The organism is Altererythrobacter epoxidivorans (genome assembly GCF_001281485.1).
Lineage (GTDB): Bacteria > Pseudomonadota > Alphaproteobacteria > Sphingomonadales > Sphingomonadaceae > Erythrobacter > Erythrobacter epoxidivorans.
Genome location: NZ_CP012669.1, coordinates 79853 through 96822, shown reverse-complemented (window position 1 = coordinate 96822; position 16970 = coordinate 79853). Strand labels below are relative to the sequence as shown.

Genomic DNA, 16970 nt, shown 5'->3' with positions numbered 1-16970 from the left:
CGACACACCTGAAGCGTCATTGGTCGAAAGGGTGATCGCAGGCGACAAGGTGGCTTTCGGCAGGCTTGTCGAACCTCATCTGCCCCGCCTGCTCGGGTTGGCCCGGCGGATGCTCCCGTTTGCCGACGAGGCTGAAGATGCGCTGCAGAACGCCTTGGCATCGGTGTGGATCGCGCGGGCCGGACTCGATCCGCAGCAGCCGGTCGCGGCCTTTCTCACCACCGTCACGCTCAACAAGTGTCGTGACCGGCTGCGGCGCCTCAAGGTCGCACGTCTGCTGAGGTTTACGGCGCTCGATTCCGATGTACCTGTTGCCGCCGACCAACCCGCCCCGGATACAGAAATTGCCGACCGACAAATGCTTGCTCATGTAATCCGCACGATAGATCGTTTACCGCTTCGTCTTCGCGAGGCGCTGGTCCTCGTCGCCATTGAGGGTCGGAGCCACCGCGAGGTTGCCGATTTGCTCGGATTGACTGAAAAGGCGGTTGAAACACGCGTATACCGGGCGCGCCAGCGACTGCGCGAGAGAATCGATTTTCTTTGAGGGGTGGGCGCGATCGCAGCGTAAACAGACGCATGAGCACATCTCTTATGGTCGACAAAGTCGCTATCAACCGCAGACGTTTTCTCACTGCCAGCGCCGGAGCAGCCGGCCTGCTCGGTCTTGGGCATGCTGTGCCGGCCTGGGCGCGCGGCGGAGACCTTCATGGCGGTGCCATCCGACCAGGTTTCGACGAAGTGTCGGGCCGCGACATCGCCTTGACGATTGGCGAAGGGCCGCGCACCGTTCAGGGACGCCGCGGGCACGCGATTGCCGTCAACGGCAGCGTGCCGGGTCCGCTGGTGCGCCTGCGTGAAGGTCAGCCGGTTCGGCTCACCGTCACGAACACGCTTGATGAAGACAGCTCCATTCACTGGCACGGTCTACTTTTGCCGTTCCAGTTCGACGGCGTTCCTGGTGTGAGCTTCCCCGGCATCAGACCGGGGGAAACCTTCGTTTATGACATCCCCGCGCTGCGACAGTCTGGCACCTACTGGTGGCACAGCCATTCTGGCCTGCAGGAACAGGCTGGGCACTATGGCCCGATCGTGGTCGAACCTGCTGGCGCGGATCCGGTCCGTGCCGACCGCGACTACGTGCTGCTGCTGAGCGATTTCACCCCGCTCCACCCGCACACGATCATGAACAAGCTGAAGAAGGGCGAAGGCTACTTCAACTACCAGCAAAACACTTGGACCGACGACTATCCGCTGTCGGGCCAGGACCGGCGGATGTGGGCGCGCATGCGCATGATGGCCACGGACATCCTTGATGTGACCGGGTCCACCTACACCTATCTCGCAAATGGACGCGGGCCGGAAGAAGGGCTGGAGTTCCTGTTCAATCCCGGCGAGCGGGTGCGGCTGCGCATCATCAACGGCAGCGCGATGACCTTCTTCAACGTCCGCATTCCCGGCGTGAAGTTCTGGGTCGTCGGTGCCGACGGCCAGAACGTGCGCCCGGTCGAGGTCGAGGAATTTCAGATCGGCACGGCGGAGACCTACGACATCGTCGTCGAGCCAACAGGCGAAGCCCGGACGATCGTGGCCGAAAGCATGGACCGCTCAGGCATGGCGGTGGCGACGCTGGCCTCGCGGCCCGGCGCGCGTGCTGCAGTCCCGGCACTACGCGACCCGCCTCTCCTAACCATGGCAGACATGGGCATGGACCACGGGTCCGGCGGGATGAACCACAGTGGTGGCGACATGGCCGGGATGGATCATTCGTCCATGGGCCATGACATGCCAGCACAAGGTGCGACTGCCGAGCCGATGGGCGGAATGGAAATGGGCGGCATGAACATGCGCGACACGTCCAAGCTGCCGCCCGACGTAAAGGTCGGCCCCGGTATCGACATGGTGTCGATGAACCCGGTCGACCGGATGGGGGACCCGGGCATTGGCCTCGATAAGGTTCCGCACAAGGTCCTGACCTACAGGGACCTGGTCGCGCTCGCACCGAATGACGATTTGCGCCGTCCGTCGAGGCAGATGGAAATCCATCTTACCGGCAACATGGAACGCTACATGTGGTCGTTCGACGGAAAGAAATTCAATGCCGTAAGCGACGACCCCATTCGCTTCGCCTATAACGAGCGTGTCCGCGTGAAGCTCGTCAACGATACGATGATGGCGCACCCGATCCATTTGCACGGACATTTCTTCGAGCTGGTCAACGGCGCGCCTGCCGACCGCCAGCCGCAAAAGCACACGGTGATCGTGCAGCCTGGCGGCAGCGCGACCTTCGATCTCACCGCGGACGAGGAGGGCGACTGGGCCTTCCACTGTCACCTACTCTACCACATGCATTCGGGCATGTTCCAGATTGTGACAGTCGCGCCGCGGGGCAATGCGCCCGATGTGAATCGGGTGGGAGAAGACTGATGCGCCTGATCGTCGCCATGCTCCTGGTGGGCACCGCCACCCCGGCCTTCGCGCAGGACCATTCCGGACACGCGATGCCCGCCGAGCAAGAACCTGCCCAGACCGAATGCGAAAGGGAGGCCGCACGCCACCGCGCGATGGGCCATCCGGTTCCCGCGGGGGCCTGTGCGCCTGTAACGCAACCGACAGATCCGGCCACTGGCAATGAATCCGACGGCCATGCTGGTATGGATCATTCGCAAATGGACCAAAGCCAGATGGAGGGAATGGACCATTCCACCACGGACCATTCGGCGATGGATCATAGCCAGATGCCGGCGATGGACGATTCGACAATGGAAGGCATGGACCACTCAGCGATGGGCCATGAAGGGACGCAATCGCCCGGTGAAGCGTCGATGGACCATGGCAGCATGGATCACGGGACCATGAATCATGGCACGATGGACATGGCTCCAATCCCGCAAGTACCGCCCCCGGCTGCAGCAGGATCGGGACCACCTCGCGCCGCCGACGCAATTTGGGGTGCCGAAGCGATGCGTGCCTCGCGCGACGCTCTGCGAGACGAGAACGGTGGGATGAATGTCTTCTGGTTCCAGGGCGACCGCGCCGAATATCGAGCGCGCGAAGGCGGTGATGGATACCTGTGGGACGTGCAGGGCTACTATGGCGGCGACCTCGACAAGTTTTGGTTCAAGAGCGAAGGCGAAGGCACATTTGGGGAACGCCCCGAGTCCGCTGAAATCCAGGGACTGTGGAGCCATGCGATCGGCCCATGGTGGGATTTGCAGGCCGGCGTGCGGCAGGATCTGACCGGTCCCGCGCGCACCCATGCCGTTATCGGCGTGCAGGGTCTTGCGCCCTATATGTTCGAGCTTGACGCGGCCGCTTTCCTGTCGACCAAGGGCGATCTCACGGCACGGGTCGAGGCCGAGCTGGACCAGCGCATTACCCAGCGCCTAATCCTGCAACCGCGCGCCGAAGTGAACCTGTCAGCGCAGGACATTCCCGAACTGGGTGTAGGATCAGGTCTCGATTCCGTCGAACTGGGCCTCCGGCTTCGCTACGAATTCGCACGCGAATTTGCGCCCTATATTGGCATAGAACAGGAATGGAAAATTGGCCAGAGTGCCGACTACGCCCGCCTCGCGGGTGAGGATCCGAGCGTGACGAACTACGTCGTCGGGGTTCGGTTCTGGTTCTGAGAAGGAAATTACGGTGAATTTAAAAAGTCTTGCCACCGCGTCTGCCCTCGCGGTCTTCTGGATGCCGACCGCAGCACACGCACAGCACGCCGATCATTCGGCCCACGGCACACAAACCACGGCCCCGGACGCGCTGACGCAAGAGGCGACGGCTGTGCTCGTCGCTTACCGCGAGGCGCTGGTGGCACGCGACGAAGCCGCCATGCGTGCCCTGTTTCGTGCGGATTCGCTGGTGTTCGAGAACGGCAAGGCCGAGGGCTCATTCGCCCAGTACATGGAGCACCACCTCGGCCCGGAACTTGGCGAGATAACCGAGTTCACATTCTCCAATCCGACGGTCAATGTCCGGATGGCCGGTCATGTGGCGCTTGGGCACGAAACCTATCGCTACCGGATCGCACTCACGGATGGCCGCGTCATCGAACGCGACGGGGTCGCCACCTCTGTCCTCACCCACGAAGACGGCGTGTGGAAGATCGTCCAGTACCACTCCTCGTCGCGCGCTCCGCGCCCGAACTGAAAAACCCGTCGCTTCCGCAATGGCAAGCCAGCGTTCGCGCAAGCTCCGGCTGCACATCTTCGGCAGCAAGGTCCACAAGTGGCTCGCTGTTTTCGTCGGCGTGCAAGCGCTCCTGTGGATGGCAACCGGGACGATCATGTCGTATCTGAAGATCGAGCATGTCCGCTCCGAGCACGTGATCTCGCGCGAGCCTGTGCCCCTGGGCGCCGACGCACCGCTACCCGCATGGGCTACCAATGGCGGCGACCTGGTCTCGGCAACCACAAAGACCGTTAACGGGAAGCCGGTGGTCGAGTTGAAGCGCGTCAATGGCAGCGCCTCACTGCACGAAGCAGCGACCGGACGGAAATTGTCCCCGCTCTCACGCGGTACCGCCGAGCAAATCGCCTCGGCTGCCTGGACGGGGCCTGAAACCGCAATCACGTCATCGGAGGCCATCGAAGCGCCGGTCGGTACGGAGTTCGGCGGGCCGTTTCCAGCGTGGCAGGTGCAATTCGCCGATCCGGATGGGACGCGCCTCTATATCGATGCATCGACCGGCGCGGTGCTGGCCGCGCGGAGCGACACCTGGCGCCTGTTCGATTTCATCTGGGGGCTCCACATCATGGACTGGACCCAGCGCGACCGGATCAATAGCTGGTGGCTGCTCCTGTTCGGTCTGGGCGGCACCCTCATCGCTGTTTCGGGGTTTGTGCTTCTAGCTAACCGCTTTCCGAAATTGTCGGCGCGGCGGCGCAGGCTACGAAAGTCCGTTAGTAAGGCTTAGTATTGGAAACGACTTCCGCTTTCGCGGTCCAGACAGGTGCTTTGGCATCGGATGAATTCCGTGAAATGAGTACTCCGCTTTTCTGGCTCGATCGAAAAGATCGCACTCCCAGGGGTGGTCGTGCGAATGAAGGAGGTCCCTTCATCGCCGGACTTGACCTTGGCTCTCATTTGCCTGGCGGCGCAGAAGTCCCTCGTTATTTTCGGCGGCGAGATGCATCTATCGGACTAAGATCGATTGTAATTGGTCCGGCTTCACTGCCGATTGCACAACCGGACTGCAGAATTTGTAACGCGAAATGCTGCGAGGTTGGCTACCGCCAAACTTGCGGTGATTGCGCGAGGCGTTCGACAATCTGGCAATCACCAATACGACTGGCCTCACAAGATTGAAGCATCTGGCTTAGTTCGTCTCGAAGTAGAATAAGGTTCTCGATCTTTCGGTTCACCTCTTTCAACTGCTGGCGAACCAGTTGATCGACGTCGCTACAGGATTTGTCGTCGTTATCTGAAAGGGTTAGCAGTTCCTTCACCTGCGACGTACTGAAGCCCAGTCCACGCGCACGCCGCACGAAAGACAATGTCGCCAGATGCTCGTTCGAATAATCGCGGTAATTTCCAGCTGTCCTGTCGGCGGCAGGCAGAATACCTTCACGCTCATAATAGCGGATAGTTTCCGCCTTGGTGCCGGTGGCTTTCGCAAGTTCTCCGATACGCATCGCTTGACCTTGTAGTTGCTACAAGGTGCATATGTGCTTGCGACTCGAACGTTGCAAGGAGAGCGGCATGGGCAAGTCCTGCTGCCAGACACCGGAACCCGATACCGCCGCGCACAACGATCCGCGCTGGCGCCGCGTACTCTGGATTGCACTCATCGCCAATGCAGCGATGTTCGTCGTTGAAATGATAACAGGTATCGCCGCCGATTCCCGCTCCCTTCAGGCCGACGCGCTCGATTTCTTCGGCGATGCAGCGAACTATGCGATCAGCCTGGGCGTTGCCGGGATGGCGCTCGCATGGCGGGCGAAAGCTGCTCTGATAAAGGCAGCAACCATGCTCGCCTTCGGTATCTGGGTGATCGGCTACGCCATCTATGGCCTCATAGCAGGTGCCGATCCGGAGCCTTCGACGATGGGAATAGTCGGCACGCTGGCGTTGGCGACCAACGTAATCGTCGCACTTATGCTTTTCCGCTTCCGCGAGGGCGATGCGAACATGCGGTCGGTCTGGATTTGCTCGCGCAACGACGCCATCGGGAACATCGCGGTTCTCGGGGCCGCTCTCGGCGTTTTCGGAACGGGTCAGGCATGGCCCGACCTGCTGGTCGCCTCGATCATGGCCGGACTGGCGTTCTGGGGAAGCATCGAGGTATTCGGGCAGGCGCGGCGGGAGCTGGCCCATGAATAGCAATACTATCAGCAGCAGGAATGCATTCCTCGCAGAAGAATACCGACGCGCAGCGAAGGCCGCGAAGGAGCAGAATTTCGAGGAAGCCTGGCACCATCTCGAGCGCGCCCACGTGGTCGCTCAAGACCGTTTCGGACCGCACTGCGTCGCGCATTGGCGCATGCTGCGGCTTGCCTGGAGAGTAGGAGACTGGCGGGAGGTCTGCGGTCAGATGTTCAGGCTTGCGCTCGCTCCCCTGGGTAACGCTACAGGAAAGCTGCCGGTCGGAAACACCGGCCGTTCCAATGTCAGTGCTTTCACCCGGATGGAAATAGAGCCGGAGATCAGACGTGTGCTAGGTCTACCAACAAATCGAAATGATGGGTGAAAAAGAAACGCGCTAGAGAGGACTATCGCTTTGTGATGACATCACATTTCCTCGTTCAAAATAGTTCTTCCGTAGTGGAGTTCGCGCTGGTATCGGACACGCGATGACCCGGCTCTTCGCCCGCTCCTTCTTGCTGCAGCTGATCACGCTGTGCACCGCATTCGGTGTCCTGTGGACTCCGGTGGCGGAAGCGGCCGAATGCGCGGGAGAGACTCCGGTCGCATCTCAGCTTGAGCAGCATGACGAGCCGGGCAATGACGACACGGGTCCGGAGAAGCACGGTACCTGTGCGCATGGCCATTGCCATCACGCGTCGCAGGCCGTGGGCCAATCGTCAAAACCTGCTGTGCTCGGCAAGGTTGTAGCGGTGCTCCGGGCGGCCGACCAACCCTGGTCCGCTTCTGGCCTGGCAGAACTGGCCACACCCCCTCCTCGAGCCTGACGTTCGCCGCGCGTCGGACCAGTGATCCGACGCCGAACTGAACGTCAGCAGAGGAATAGTCATTCATGTCCGCCATATCGTGGCGAGCAGTCCCCGTCTGGGGACTGATACTCGCCCTGTCCACGGGATCTGCCAGCGCGCAGGCCCAGCGTGTCGTCACGCTCGACGACGCCCTCGAGCTCAGCGGGGTTGCCATTGAGACCGATACCCCCGCCACCAACCCTCGCCTCGTGGGACCCCGCGCGGAATCCGAGGCGGCAGCGGCGCTTGTCGATCAGGCCCGTCTCCGGCCTAATCCCGAAGTGTCCTTCGAGGTCGAGAACCTCGCTGGCAGCGGGGCTTTTTCCGGCCTTCAGGCGACCGAGTATACCCTCTCTGTAGGCCAGCGTCTCGAACTCGGCGGCAAACGTTCCGCCCGTGTCGGTGCGGCTGAAGCCCAGGCGGAACTCGCAGCCCTCAGGGCCGATCTGACCACGGTGGAACTCGGACAATTAGTGCGCGAACGATACCTCAGGGCTGCTGCCGCTGCTGCCCGGGTCGAACTTGCGCAGGATGTGGTCGCGCGCAATGACGAACTGGCGCGCATCGCCGGTGTCCTTGTGGAGGTCGGCCGCGAGCCGCCTCTGCGCGCGCTGAGAGCGGATGCAGCCCTCGCCGAAGCGCGCGCGCATCTGGTCGAGGCCGAGGCGGAGAGCCTGTCGGCCCGGATTGCGCTTGCCGCTCTATGGGCGGGCAGTGAAGCGCCCTTCGTTCCGGCGGATTTTCCGGATATCCTCCCGCCCGCTTCCCTCATGGCCGGGGCGGCCGATAGCCTGACCTACAGGGTTGCGCGTGCCGAGAGCACGGCTGCTGCGGCGGAAATCGAGCGGCAGCGAAGTCTGCGTATTCCCGATCCGACAGTCTCCGCGGGCGTGCGGCGCTTCGGGGAAAGCGGCGATAACGCCTTCCTCGTCGGTGTTTCGATCCCGCTTCCCTTTCGGGATCGCAACCAGGGTAACGTTGCGGCTGCCGAGGCTCGGTTGCGGGCAGCGAACGCTCGCGAAGCCGTAGCCCTCGCGGACTACGAGCAGGCGGTTGCCAGCGCCCGAGCGAAGTATCTTGGTGCCGAAGCGCGCGTCGAGACCGTGTCGCAAACATCGCTCCCGCAGGCGGAGGAGGCGCTACGCCTCGTGAGCATCGGATATCGCAACGGACGTTTCCCCCTGATCGAAGTTCTCGCTGCCGCCGAGGCGCGCGACACGATCCGCGAGGCGCTTATCGCAGCCCGCGAGCAGAGGGGCCTGGCCGCAGCCGAACTGATCGGGCTGGCCGCACAATGAAAGATACATCCATGACACGCAAAAAGCTTGCGATCCTCGTCGGAATCGTAATCGCGATCGGCGCGCTGACGCTGATCTTCTGGCCGACCGCCGAAGTCGACGACCATGCGCAGAAAGAAACGGAGGCGGAGACACCCGAGGGGGTAGTCACGCTGAGCAACGAGCAGATCAGCGAGGCCGGGATACAGGTGGCGGCAGTGCGTTCTGGAGCCGCTGTCGAACTCGTCTTCCCGGCAACGGTCGCGGCACGCCCCACCGCTTCGGCGCGGATCGACGCCCGCGCTTCGGGAGTCGTCCGCTCCGTGGGCAAGACGCTCGGCGACTATGTCTCGCGCGGCGAGATCGTAGCGCGCATCGAGAGCGCGGATGCCGCCGCGCTTGCCTCGCAACTCAGCGCGGCACGGGCCCGGGTGACCGAGCTGTCCTCCGCCTACGAACGCGAACGGCGTTTGTTCGAGGAGAATGTCACGGCCCGTCAGGATCTGGAAGCCGCGCAGGCCAATCTCAGCGTAGCGCGTTCGGAATTGCAACGGGCGCAGGCGGCAGTAGCAGCAGCCGGTGTCAGCGGCGACGGGCGTTCGCTGGCAGTCACCTCACCCCTCGCTGGCAGGATCACCGCGGCACCGATTGTGCTGGGGGCCTTCGTGGATGCCGGCGAAGAACTCTACCGCGTGGTCGATCCCAATGGACTCCAGATCGAGGTGGCACTGCCTTCGGCTGAAGCCTCACGCATCCAACCTGGTGACGAGGCGGTGCTGGTCGTCGGCGATGGCCGCGAAATCGGCGCCCGGGTTCGTTCGGTCACGCCTTCTCTCGATCCGGAAAGCCGCAGTGCCACTGCGGTCCTGTCGTTGTCGCGCGGTGTTCCTGGCCTTCAGCCGGGCGCGTTTCTCCAGGCGCGGATCAGACCTTCGGGTGAGATCGACCGCGACCGCATCGCGGTGCCGGAAGACGCCATCCAGGTGGTCGAGGGGCGCGATGTCGTCTTTGTCCGGACGCAGACCGGGTTCCAGGCCCGCGAGGTCCAAGTCGGAACTCGGTCTGCAGGCATGGTGACGATTCTCTCCGGCCTCCAGGAGGGATGGCGGATCGCTGTCGCCAACGCCTTCCTGCTCAAGGCCGAACTCGGGAAGGAGGGCGCCGAACATGGTCACTGAGACAGGGCTCACACCCGACGTGGGAAGTCACGCCGGTTCGGCCAGCCATCGCCACGGTTTGATCGGGGCCATCCTCGACATCGCCGTGCGGTTCCGCTGGGCGGTCATCGTCCTAACCGTCTTGGCCGCGATCTACGGCGCCATGAACCTTTTGCGCCTGCCGATCGATGCGGTGCCGGACATCACCAACACACAGGTGCAGATCAACACCAGCGTTCCCGCGCTCTCCCCCTCGCAGGTAGAGACGCAGGTGACATTTCCCATCGAGACCGGGCTTGCCGGGATCGAGGGGCTCGAGATGACCCGCTCGATCTCGCGCAACGGCTTCAGCCAGGTCACGGCGATCTTCGAAGAAGGCACCGATATCTACTTCGCACGCAGCCAGGTGAACGAACGGCTCGCCCCGATCGGCGCCTCCCTGCCGGAAGGCGCCGAGCCTACGATGGGGCCGATCTCGACGGGCCTGGGCGAAGTGCTCATGTATACGATCGAATACGAGTATCCGGGAGGTCGCGATGCGCCCAAGGGTGGTCGAACCGGCTGGCAGGCGGACGGGAGCTTCATCACCGAACGCGGCGAGCGCCTCGACACCGAAGTCGCCAAGGCAGCCTATCTTCGCACGGTGCAGGACTGGGTGGTGGCTCCGCTCATGCGCTCCATCGACGGGGTGGCGGGCGTGGACTCGATCGGTGGCTACGAGAAGCAGTTCCTGGTCCAGCCCGATCCTGCTCGTCTGACCGGCTACGGTCTGTCGTTCGACTCCCTGATCGATGCTCTGGAAGCGGCGAACCTCGCCGAAGGCGCAAACTTCGTCGATCGTGCAGGAGAGGCTCTGCTCGTCCGCGTCGATGCGCGGCTTGGGGGCACACAGGACATCGAACAGGCAGTGGTCGCGACCCGCGAGGGCGTTCCTATCCGGATCGGAGATGTCGCCTCGGTTCGCATCGGCGGCGACCTCAGAACCGGCGCTGCCTCGCTCAACGGCGAGGAAGCGGTCGTTGGCACGGTCCTGATGCGCAGCGGCGAGAACAGCCGCACCGTGGCTGCCGCCTCGGCCGAGCGACTGGAAGAAGTCCGCGCCTCGCTCCCTGCCGGAGTGGTCGCCGAGATCGTCTACAACCGCTCGTCGCTGGTCGATGCGACCATCGCCACGGTCGAGAAGAACCTCGTCGAGGGCGCGCTTCTGGTGATCGCAGTCCTGTTCCTGATGCTCGGCAATATCCGGGCAGCGATCATCGCCGCATTGGTCATTCCGGTATCCATGCTGATGGCCGCGGTGGGAATGAACAGGCTTGGTGTCTCGGGCAACCTGATGAGCCTCGGGGCACTGGACTTCGGCCTAATCGTCGATGGCGCAGTTATCATCGTCGAGAACAGCGTCGCGCGGCTCGCTGCGAGGCAGCACCGCGAAGGTCGATTGCTCAGCCTCGGCGAACGGCTGACGGAGACACGGCTGGCTGCCCAGGAGATGATCAAGCCGACCGTCTACGGCCAGGCGATCATCCTCTTGGTCTATGCGCCGCTGCTCACCTTCACGGGGGTCGAGGGCAAGACGTTCTCGCCCATGGCCATCACGGTCATGCTGGCACTCGCCTCCGCCTTCGTGCTGTCCCTGACCTTCGTGCCGGCGATGATCGCGGTGCTTCTCAATCGCAAGCTGACCGAGAAGGAGGTCAAGCCGGTCCGGATCGCGAAGGAACGCTATGGCCCGGCCCTGCGCCGTGCCATCGCACGCCCATGGCCGGTGATCGGAGCGGGTGCCGGGCTGTTTGCCGTAGCAGCTTTGATGTTTACCTTTCTCGGCAGCGAGTTCACGCCCCAGCTCGACGAGCGGGACATCGCGGTTCAGTCGCTGCGGATACCGTCGACCTCGCTCGAACGCTCGCTCGCCATGCAGAGACAGGTGGAGGACAAGCTCGAGGCCTTCCCACAAGTAGAACTGGTTTTCTCGCGCACCGGCACGGCCGAGGTCGCGAGCGATCCGATGCCGCCGAACGCGTCCGATGCCTACGTCATCCTGAAGCCGCGCGAAGAGTGGCCCGATCCCGACCTGTCGAAGGACGAACTCGTCGCCGAGATGGAGGAATCGCTCAGCGGTCTGGTCGGCAACCTCTACGAGTTCAGCCAACCCATCGAACTGCGCTTCAACGAGCTGATCGCGGGTGTTCGCGGCGACGTAGCGGTCAAGCTCTACGGAGACGACCTCACGGCGCTGACCCGGTCAGCCGGAGAAGTGGCCGGGGTGCTTCGCGGCGTCGAGGGTGCTGCCGACGTCAAGGTCCAGCAGGTCACCGGCTTCCCCACGCTCGACATCGCCTTCGATCGACCGACGATTGCCCGCTATGGTCTGACCGTGGAGGAGGTCGCGCAGTCCGTGGCCATCGCGCTGGGCGGCCGCCCCGCCGGGCTGGTGTTCGAGGGTGACCGCCGGTTCGATGTCGTCGTGCGGCTTGCCGATGCGACCCGGGACGATTTCGATCAGCTCGGCGCTCTGCCCATAGTCCTCGAAAGCGGGGTCACGGTCCCGCTTCGCACGCTGGCGGATTTCCAAGTGGTAGATGGTCTCGCCGAGGTTCGCCGGGAGCAGGGTCGCCGATTGGTGATCGTGTCGGCGAACGTGCGCGAACGCGATCTCGGGTCGTTTGTCGAGGAGGCCCGGGCAGGCGTCTCCGAAAGCGTCGAACTGCCGGCTGCCTCCTTCATCGAATGGGGCGGGCAATACCAGAACCTCCAGGCCGCGCAGGCAAGGCTCGCCCTCGTCGTTCCGGTCTGCTTCGCGCTGGTGTTGCTGCTCCTGTTCATGGCGCTGGGCGGCTGGGTTCCGGCATTCGCGGTGTTCAGCGCGATCCCGATGGCACTGGCAGGCGGGGTTTTCGCGCTTGCCTTACGGGGGATGTCGTTCTCGGTGTCCGCCGCGGTGGGCTTCATCGCTCTTTCGGGTGTCGCGGTGCTGAATGGCCTCGTGATGATGACGGCAATCCGACAGCGCCTCGACAAGGGAATGTCGCTCGATGACGCGATCTGTGACGGTGCGTTGGCAAGACTGCGGCCAGTGCTGATGACTGCGCTGGTGGCCTCGCTCGGCTTCGTGCCCATGGCCATCGCGACTGGAACCGGCGCCGAAGTGCAGCGTCCGTTGGCTACGGTCGTGATCGGCGGATTGATCACCGCGACCGCGCTTACGCTCTTCGTCCTTCCCGCCATTGCCAGGCTGGTGCTGCGGGAGAACGGTCAAGATGTCGGATGGCGAGAAAAATGGCGAGCGATGCTCCGGCTCAACCTGACTCGCGCCGAACGCCGCGAATATCCTTCTGGGGAGATCTGAATATATGGCTGACAATCACGATCACGCGCATGGGGTTGCCAAGCTTTTCGGCCTCCCCGTAGAACTGGCCTTCGCTATCCTTTCCGGCATCACGCTGGCGGTGGGGTTTGCGGTAGAGAAGCTGGTGCCCAGCGCGCCGCACTGGGTGCCTCTAGCAGGGTATGTCGCCGCCTACTTTTTCGGCGGACTATTCACGCTTCGCGAAGCAGTCGAGAATGCGCTGGCACGCCAGTTCAAGATTGATTCGCTCATGCTCGTCGCGGCGGCGGGGGCGGCGATCCTGGGCGAGTTCGCGGAAGGCGCACTGCTGCTGTTCCTGTTCAGCCTGGGTCATGCGCTGGAAAGTTTCGCCATGGGCCGCGCGAAGCGCGCGATCGACGCGCTGGCCGAACTTGCACCCGAACGCGCGACCGTGCTGCGCGACGGATTGCCGGTCGATGTCGCAGTCGAGGAACTTGTCGTCGGCGACGTCGTGCTGGTCCGTCCCAACGAGCGCCTGCCTGCCGATGGTTTCATCATCAAGGGTCAGTCTGCCATCAATCAGGCACCCGTGACCGGCGAGAGCATTCCGGTCGACAAACGTCCGGTTGAGGATCGTGCCGCAGCGCGCACGGCTGCCGGCGCCGTCGATGCCGTCTCGCGCGCCTTTGCCGGGACCATCAATGGCAGCGGCGCGCTGGAAATCGAGGTAACGCGTAAATCGAACGACAGCACGCTCAGCAAGGTTGCCGCGCTGGTGGCTGCAGCGGAAACCGAACGCTCGCCCACCCAGCGGATGACCGACAAGTTCGAACGCATATTTGTCCCGCTCGTGCTACTGCTGGCCGCGCTGTTGTTCTGTGCGCCGCTGGTGATCGACGAGCCTTTCAGCGAGAGTTTCTATCGTGCCATGGCCGTGCTGGTCGCGGCCAGCCCCTGTGCCCTGGCAATCGCCACGCCCAGTGCCGTGCTGTCCGGTGTAGCCCGCGCGGCACGTGGCGGCGTGCTGGTGAAAGGCGGCGCAGCGCTGGAAGACCTCGGCACGCTGAAGGCCATCGCCTTCGACAAGACCGGCACGCTCACCGAAGGGGAGCCGCGGATAACCGATGTGATCCCGGCCCCGGGCATTGATGAACGTGAGCTGTTGCAAGTCGCCGTGGCGGTCGAGGCGCTGAGCGACCATCCGCTGGCGCAAGCGGTCGTTAGGGATGGCAAGGCGCGTCTGGACGCGCCAGCGGATCGGAAAGCCGAGGGCCTGGAAAGCCTGACCGGACGCGGTGTGAAAGCCATGCTCGGCGGTGAGACGGCATGGATCGGCAAGGCGGAGATGTTCGGCGCGGATGGGCTCGAACCGCTCGGCACACCGTCAGCCGATGCCATCGGGACGCTGCGCGATAAGGGGCGCACAACCATGGCCGTGCGCTACGGCGGGCGCGATCTCGGCGTAATCGGGATGATGGATACGCCGCGCGACGGCGCGCAAGAGACGCTGCTGGAACTGCGCAAGCTTGGCATTGAACGGATGCTGATGATCTCGGGCGATCACACCAAGGTCGCGGAGGCTATCGCCGCCGAAGTGGGGCTGGACGAGGCGCGCGGCGACCTGATGCCCGAAGACAAAGTCGCGACTATTGAGGCGCTCAGCCGGGAGGCGAAGGTCGCCATGGTCGGCGACGGAGTGAATGATGCGCCCGCCATGGCGCGCGCTACGGTCGGCATCGCTATGGGTGCCGCCGGGTCCGATGTAGCGCTGGAAACGGCGGACGTCGCACTGATGGCAGACGATCTGCGCCGTCTGCCCTTTGCCGTCGGCCTGTCTCGCAAATCGCGCAGTATCATCCGCCAGAACGTCTATGTCAGCCTGGGCGTTGTCGCTCTGCTGGTTCCTGCGACCATATTCGGCCTTGGGATCGGGCCCGCTGTCGTAATGCATGAAGGATCGACGCTCCTCGTCGTGTTCAATGCGTTGCGACTTCTTCGCTACGATCCATAGTTGAGTTTTTTGCGCTCCGGACAGGCCCGCGTCCCCGCAAGCCAGTAGCAAGCAAGCATCGAACTTAAGAAGATTGTGATGTGACCGCGCCTGTTGCGATTTATCCCGCAATTTCCGATTTTTAAGGATTGCAGGATAAATCGCAAAAACCTTGAAAACTGCCAGCAACCAAGCGGTCAGGCCAGGATCCCTTGCTTGGATCGATGCGAACATATGGGTCGGCCTCGATCGGGCTTATCCAGGCCTCGATCCGTTTGCGATGGTCCCGGCGTAAGACCTCAAGCCCCGTACGCTTCTGCCATCCCGAAATTCAGATCCAGATCGCCCGATTGGACTGTTCGCCTTCATTTAAGCCGCGTCGCTATCCAGGCCTGTACCTCGTCTTCCGCCCAGGCGACCGCATAGCCACCCAGTTGAACGGGCTTCGGAAACTTGCCCTCGGCCATCCAACGGTAGATCGTCGAACGGCCAAGCCCGACGCGGTGCTGAACCTCGGGCAAGCGGATGAGCCGCGTCACACGCCGGGTCTCGGTTGCTCCCTTGTCGATCTCCTCACCCACGATGACCTCCTTCTGCACCGGCGAAGACTTCGCCGAGTAGCGCGTCCTTGCGCTCGAGCTCATCGATGTGGTCGGAAAGCAGCCGTGCGACGCGATGCGCGGTGCCCTTGGCCCAGCGCGGCTTCACGTCGTGAATCTGGTTTCCCAGGACACGTTCGAGCGCTGAAGGCAGTTCACCGGAAAAGTCCTCGAAGAACTGCGCGAGGTCCGATTGCAGCCACGCAATCGCGTGATCACCGCTACTGACGAGGAAGAGGAGCAGGTGCGCATGAGGAGCGACGCCGCTCGCGGCAAGAATGCGCAAGGCTTCTCCGAGGCTGGCCGAGCGCTCGCCGGCAAGGATGCGGCGCAAAGCGTCCTTATGGATCTGCGTATCGCGCGCGATGTCGCAGCGGGCGCGGCCGCTGGCTTCGACGGCAGCCAAAAGCAGCCGGGCGAGGTCGGCGCGAACCTGTTGTTCGGCAAAGAGCGCCATGTTGGTCATCGACGAATCCTTTTCTCCAGATTTGGTCGACTCACCGGCTAACCGCGAAGGAAGCCTGTAGGAAAACGAAAAGAACATCTAGAGAACATGGAGGAAGGAACGAATCAGCTTCCTTCAGTGATTCGCGCAAATTCCGGTCGCGTTCACGCGCATCGCGGCTCGCTTCGCTCAGAACCCGGCACAGCCGGCGCTGCTGTGCAATCAGCCTGCGCGAATCCCGGCCTGCGCACCTCCCGATGTCGCTTTTTGCTTGGCCGGCAGCCCCTGAATCCAGTTCCCGATTTCCTACAGCCCGGCTTCGGAGAGAGGAAAGAACATACAGCGAACGCATCGCTGGCTGATGTTCAATCCTTCGGAGTTTCCATCCATGACCAAGACTGCCCTTCCGGCCCAGCAGCGCACGCTCAACCGTGCACGGGGCCGCGACTACATTCTTCCCGCCTGCGTTGCGCTGGCCTGCGCCGGTGCAGCCTTTGCCGGCGCCGACACCACCTTCGATCCCGCGCTGACCAAGTTCACCGACTTCCTCGAAGGCTCGGGCGGCAAGATCATCACCGTGCTCAGCCTTGCAGGCGGTCTGATCGGCCTTGCCTCCGGGCGCTTCTCGCTCGGCCAGGTCGCGGTGCCAGTCGGCGTCGGGATCGGTGTCGGCACCGGCGTGCCGATCGTCACCTCGGTCGTGACCGCGGTCATCTGATCAGCGGATCCGGTCACGACAGGAGGGCGGCATGGCCGACAGGTACCTCGTTCCACGACGGCTCGACGACCCGGAGCTCATCGGCTTCTGGACCATCGACGAGTTTGCAGGGATTCTCATTCCCTTCGCCTGGGGCATCCTCTCGCAGCATATCTTTATCGGTATCGGCCTGGCCGCCGGGGCCTGGCTTGCCTTGCGGAAGGCAAAGGCACGCGGCGCCGGTTCGGCACTGGTGCATGCTGCGTACTGGTACCTGCCCGGGAGCTTTCTCGGGCTGAAGGCCACGCCGCCCTCCCATTGCCGCCTGTTGGCGGGCTGAGGGA

At 63.3% G+C, this 16970-nt stretch carries 17 protein-coding genes; 14 read left to right on the top strand and 3 right to left on the bottom strand.

From position 1 onward, the window contains the following. The first annotated feature begins 19 nt into the window (after positions 1-19). Genes AMC99_RS00470 through AMC99_RS00450 form a run of 5 tightly spaced genes read left to right on the top strand, consistent with a single transcriptional unit; the run spans position 20 to position 4918 of the window. Complete coding sequence (locus AMC99_RS00470; RefSeq protein ID WP_338021448.1) at positions 20-547, top strand: RNA polymerase sigma factor; 528 nt, start codon at positions 20-22, stop codon at positions 545-547. A 32-nt stretch (positions 548-579) separates the two neighbouring features. Beyond that, complete coding sequence (locus AMC99_RS00465; protein ID WP_061921359.1) at positions 580-2427, top strand: copper resistance system multicopper oxidase; 1848 nt, start codon at positions 580-582, stop codon at positions 2425-2427. Next, positions 2427-3632, top strand: a complete 1206-nt coding sequence (locus tag AMC99_RS00460) for a copper resistance protein B (protein WP_061921356.1) — start codon at positions 2427-2429, stop codon at positions 3630-3632. The genes AMC99_RS00465 and AMC99_RS00460 overlap by 1 nt, the downstream gene beginning before the upstream one ends. 13 nt (positions 3633-3645) lie before the next feature. Beyond that, entirely contained in the window at positions 3646-4152 is a 507-nt protein-coding gene (locus AMC99_RS00455) for a YybH family protein (protein WP_232301450.1), read from the top strand. Positions 4153-4171: 19 nt separating this feature from the next. Further along, complete coding sequence (locus AMC99_RS00450; protein ID WP_061921353.1) at positions 4172-4918, top strand: PepSY domain-containing protein; 747 nt, start codon at positions 4172-4174, stop codon at positions 4916-4918. Between the two features lie 313 nt (positions 4919-5231). Here the strand turns inward: AMC99_RS00450 and AMC99_RS00445 are convergent, their stop codons facing one another. Further along, the gene (locus AMC99_RS00445) at positions 5232-5636 is read right to left on the bottom strand and encodes a MerR family transcriptional regulator (protein WP_061921350.1); all 405 of its coding nucleotides are present in this window, start codon (positions 5634-5636) and stop codon (positions 5232-5234) included. A gap of 67 nt (positions 5637-5703) precedes the next feature. On the opposite strand from AMC99_RS00445, the gene AMC99_RS00440 reads away from it, so the two are divergent. The 7 genes from AMC99_RS00440 to AMC99_RS00415 all read left to right on the top strand — a co-directional run bounded on the left by AMC99_RS00440 (position 5704) and on the right by AMC99_RS00415 (position 14906). Continuing rightward, complete coding sequence (locus AMC99_RS00440; protein ID WP_061921347.1) at positions 5704-6324, top strand: cation efflux transmembrane domain-containing protein; 621 nt, start codon at positions 5704-5706, stop codon at positions 6322-6324. Next, complete coding sequence (locus AMC99_RS13775; protein WP_083440012.1) at positions 6317-6691, top strand: DUF3703 domain-containing protein; 375 nt, start codon at positions 6317-6319, stop codon at positions 6689-6691. Before AMC99_RS00440 ends, AMC99_RS13775 begins: the two co-directional genes overlap by 8 nt. 103 nt (positions 6692-6794) lie before the next feature. Then, positions 6795-7133, top strand: a complete 339-nt coding sequence (locus AMC99_RS00435; RefSeq protein ID WP_061921343.1) for a hypothetical protein — start codon at positions 6795-6797, stop codon at positions 7131-7133. Positions 7134-7198: 65 nt separating this feature from the next. Beyond that, entirely contained in the window at positions 7199-8452 is a 1254-nt protein-coding gene (locus AMC99_RS00430) for a TolC family protein (protein WP_061921340.1), read from the top strand. Between the two features lie 11 nt (positions 8453-8463). Continuing rightward, positions 8464-9609, top strand: a complete 1146-nt coding sequence (locus AMC99_RS00425; protein WP_061921337.1) for an efflux RND transporter periplasmic adaptor subunit — start codon at positions 8464-8466, stop codon at positions 9607-9609. Positions 9610-9667: 58 nt separating this feature from the next. Next, on the top strand, positions 9668-12934 hold the full coding sequence (locus tag AMC99_RS00420; RefSeq protein WP_157058341.1) for an efflux RND transporter permease subunit: 3267 nt from the start codon (positions 9668-9670) through the stop codon (positions 12932-12934). Positions 12935-12938: 4 nt separating this feature from the next. Further along, positions 12939-14906 (top strand): heavy metal translocating P-type ATPase, encoded by a 1968-nt coding sequence (locus AMC99_RS00415; RefSeq protein WP_083440011.1) that lies wholly within the window; start codon positions 12939-12941, stop codon positions 14904-14906. Between the two features lie 344 nt (positions 14907-15250). Here AMC99_RS00415 and AMC99_RS00410 read toward each other — a convergent pair whose 3' ends face one another. Both AMC99_RS00410 and AMC99_RS00405 read right to left on the bottom strand, forming a co-directional pair. Continuing rightward, positions 15251-15466, bottom strand: a complete 216-nt coding sequence (locus AMC99_RS00410) for a helix-turn-helix transcriptional regulator (RefSeq protein WP_061927473.1) — start codon at positions 15464-15466, stop codon at positions 15251-15253. After that, positions 15459-15950 (bottom strand): hypothetical protein, encoded by a 492-nt coding sequence (locus AMC99_RS00405; protein ID WP_061921330.1) that lies wholly within the window; start codon positions 15948-15950, stop codon positions 15459-15461. The genes AMC99_RS00410 and AMC99_RS00405 overlap by 8 nt, the downstream gene beginning before the upstream one ends. 367 nt (positions 15951-16317) lie before the next feature. Here AMC99_RS00405 and AMC99_RS00400 point away from each other — a divergent pair, with 367 nt between their 5' ends. After that, entirely contained in the window at positions 16318-16647 is a 330-nt protein-coding gene (locus AMC99_RS00400; RefSeq protein ID WP_061927471.1) for a hypothetical protein, read from the top strand. 31 nt (positions 16648-16678) lie between these two features. After that, positions 16679-16966 carry a type IV conjugative transfer system protein TraL gene (gene traL, locus AMC99_RS00395; protein WP_006834208.1) on the top strand — a complete coding sequence of 96 codons (288 nt, stop codon included), beginning with the start codon at positions 16679-16681 and terminating at the stop codon, positions 16964-16966. The last annotated feature ends 4 nt before the right edge of the window (positions 16967-16970 follow it).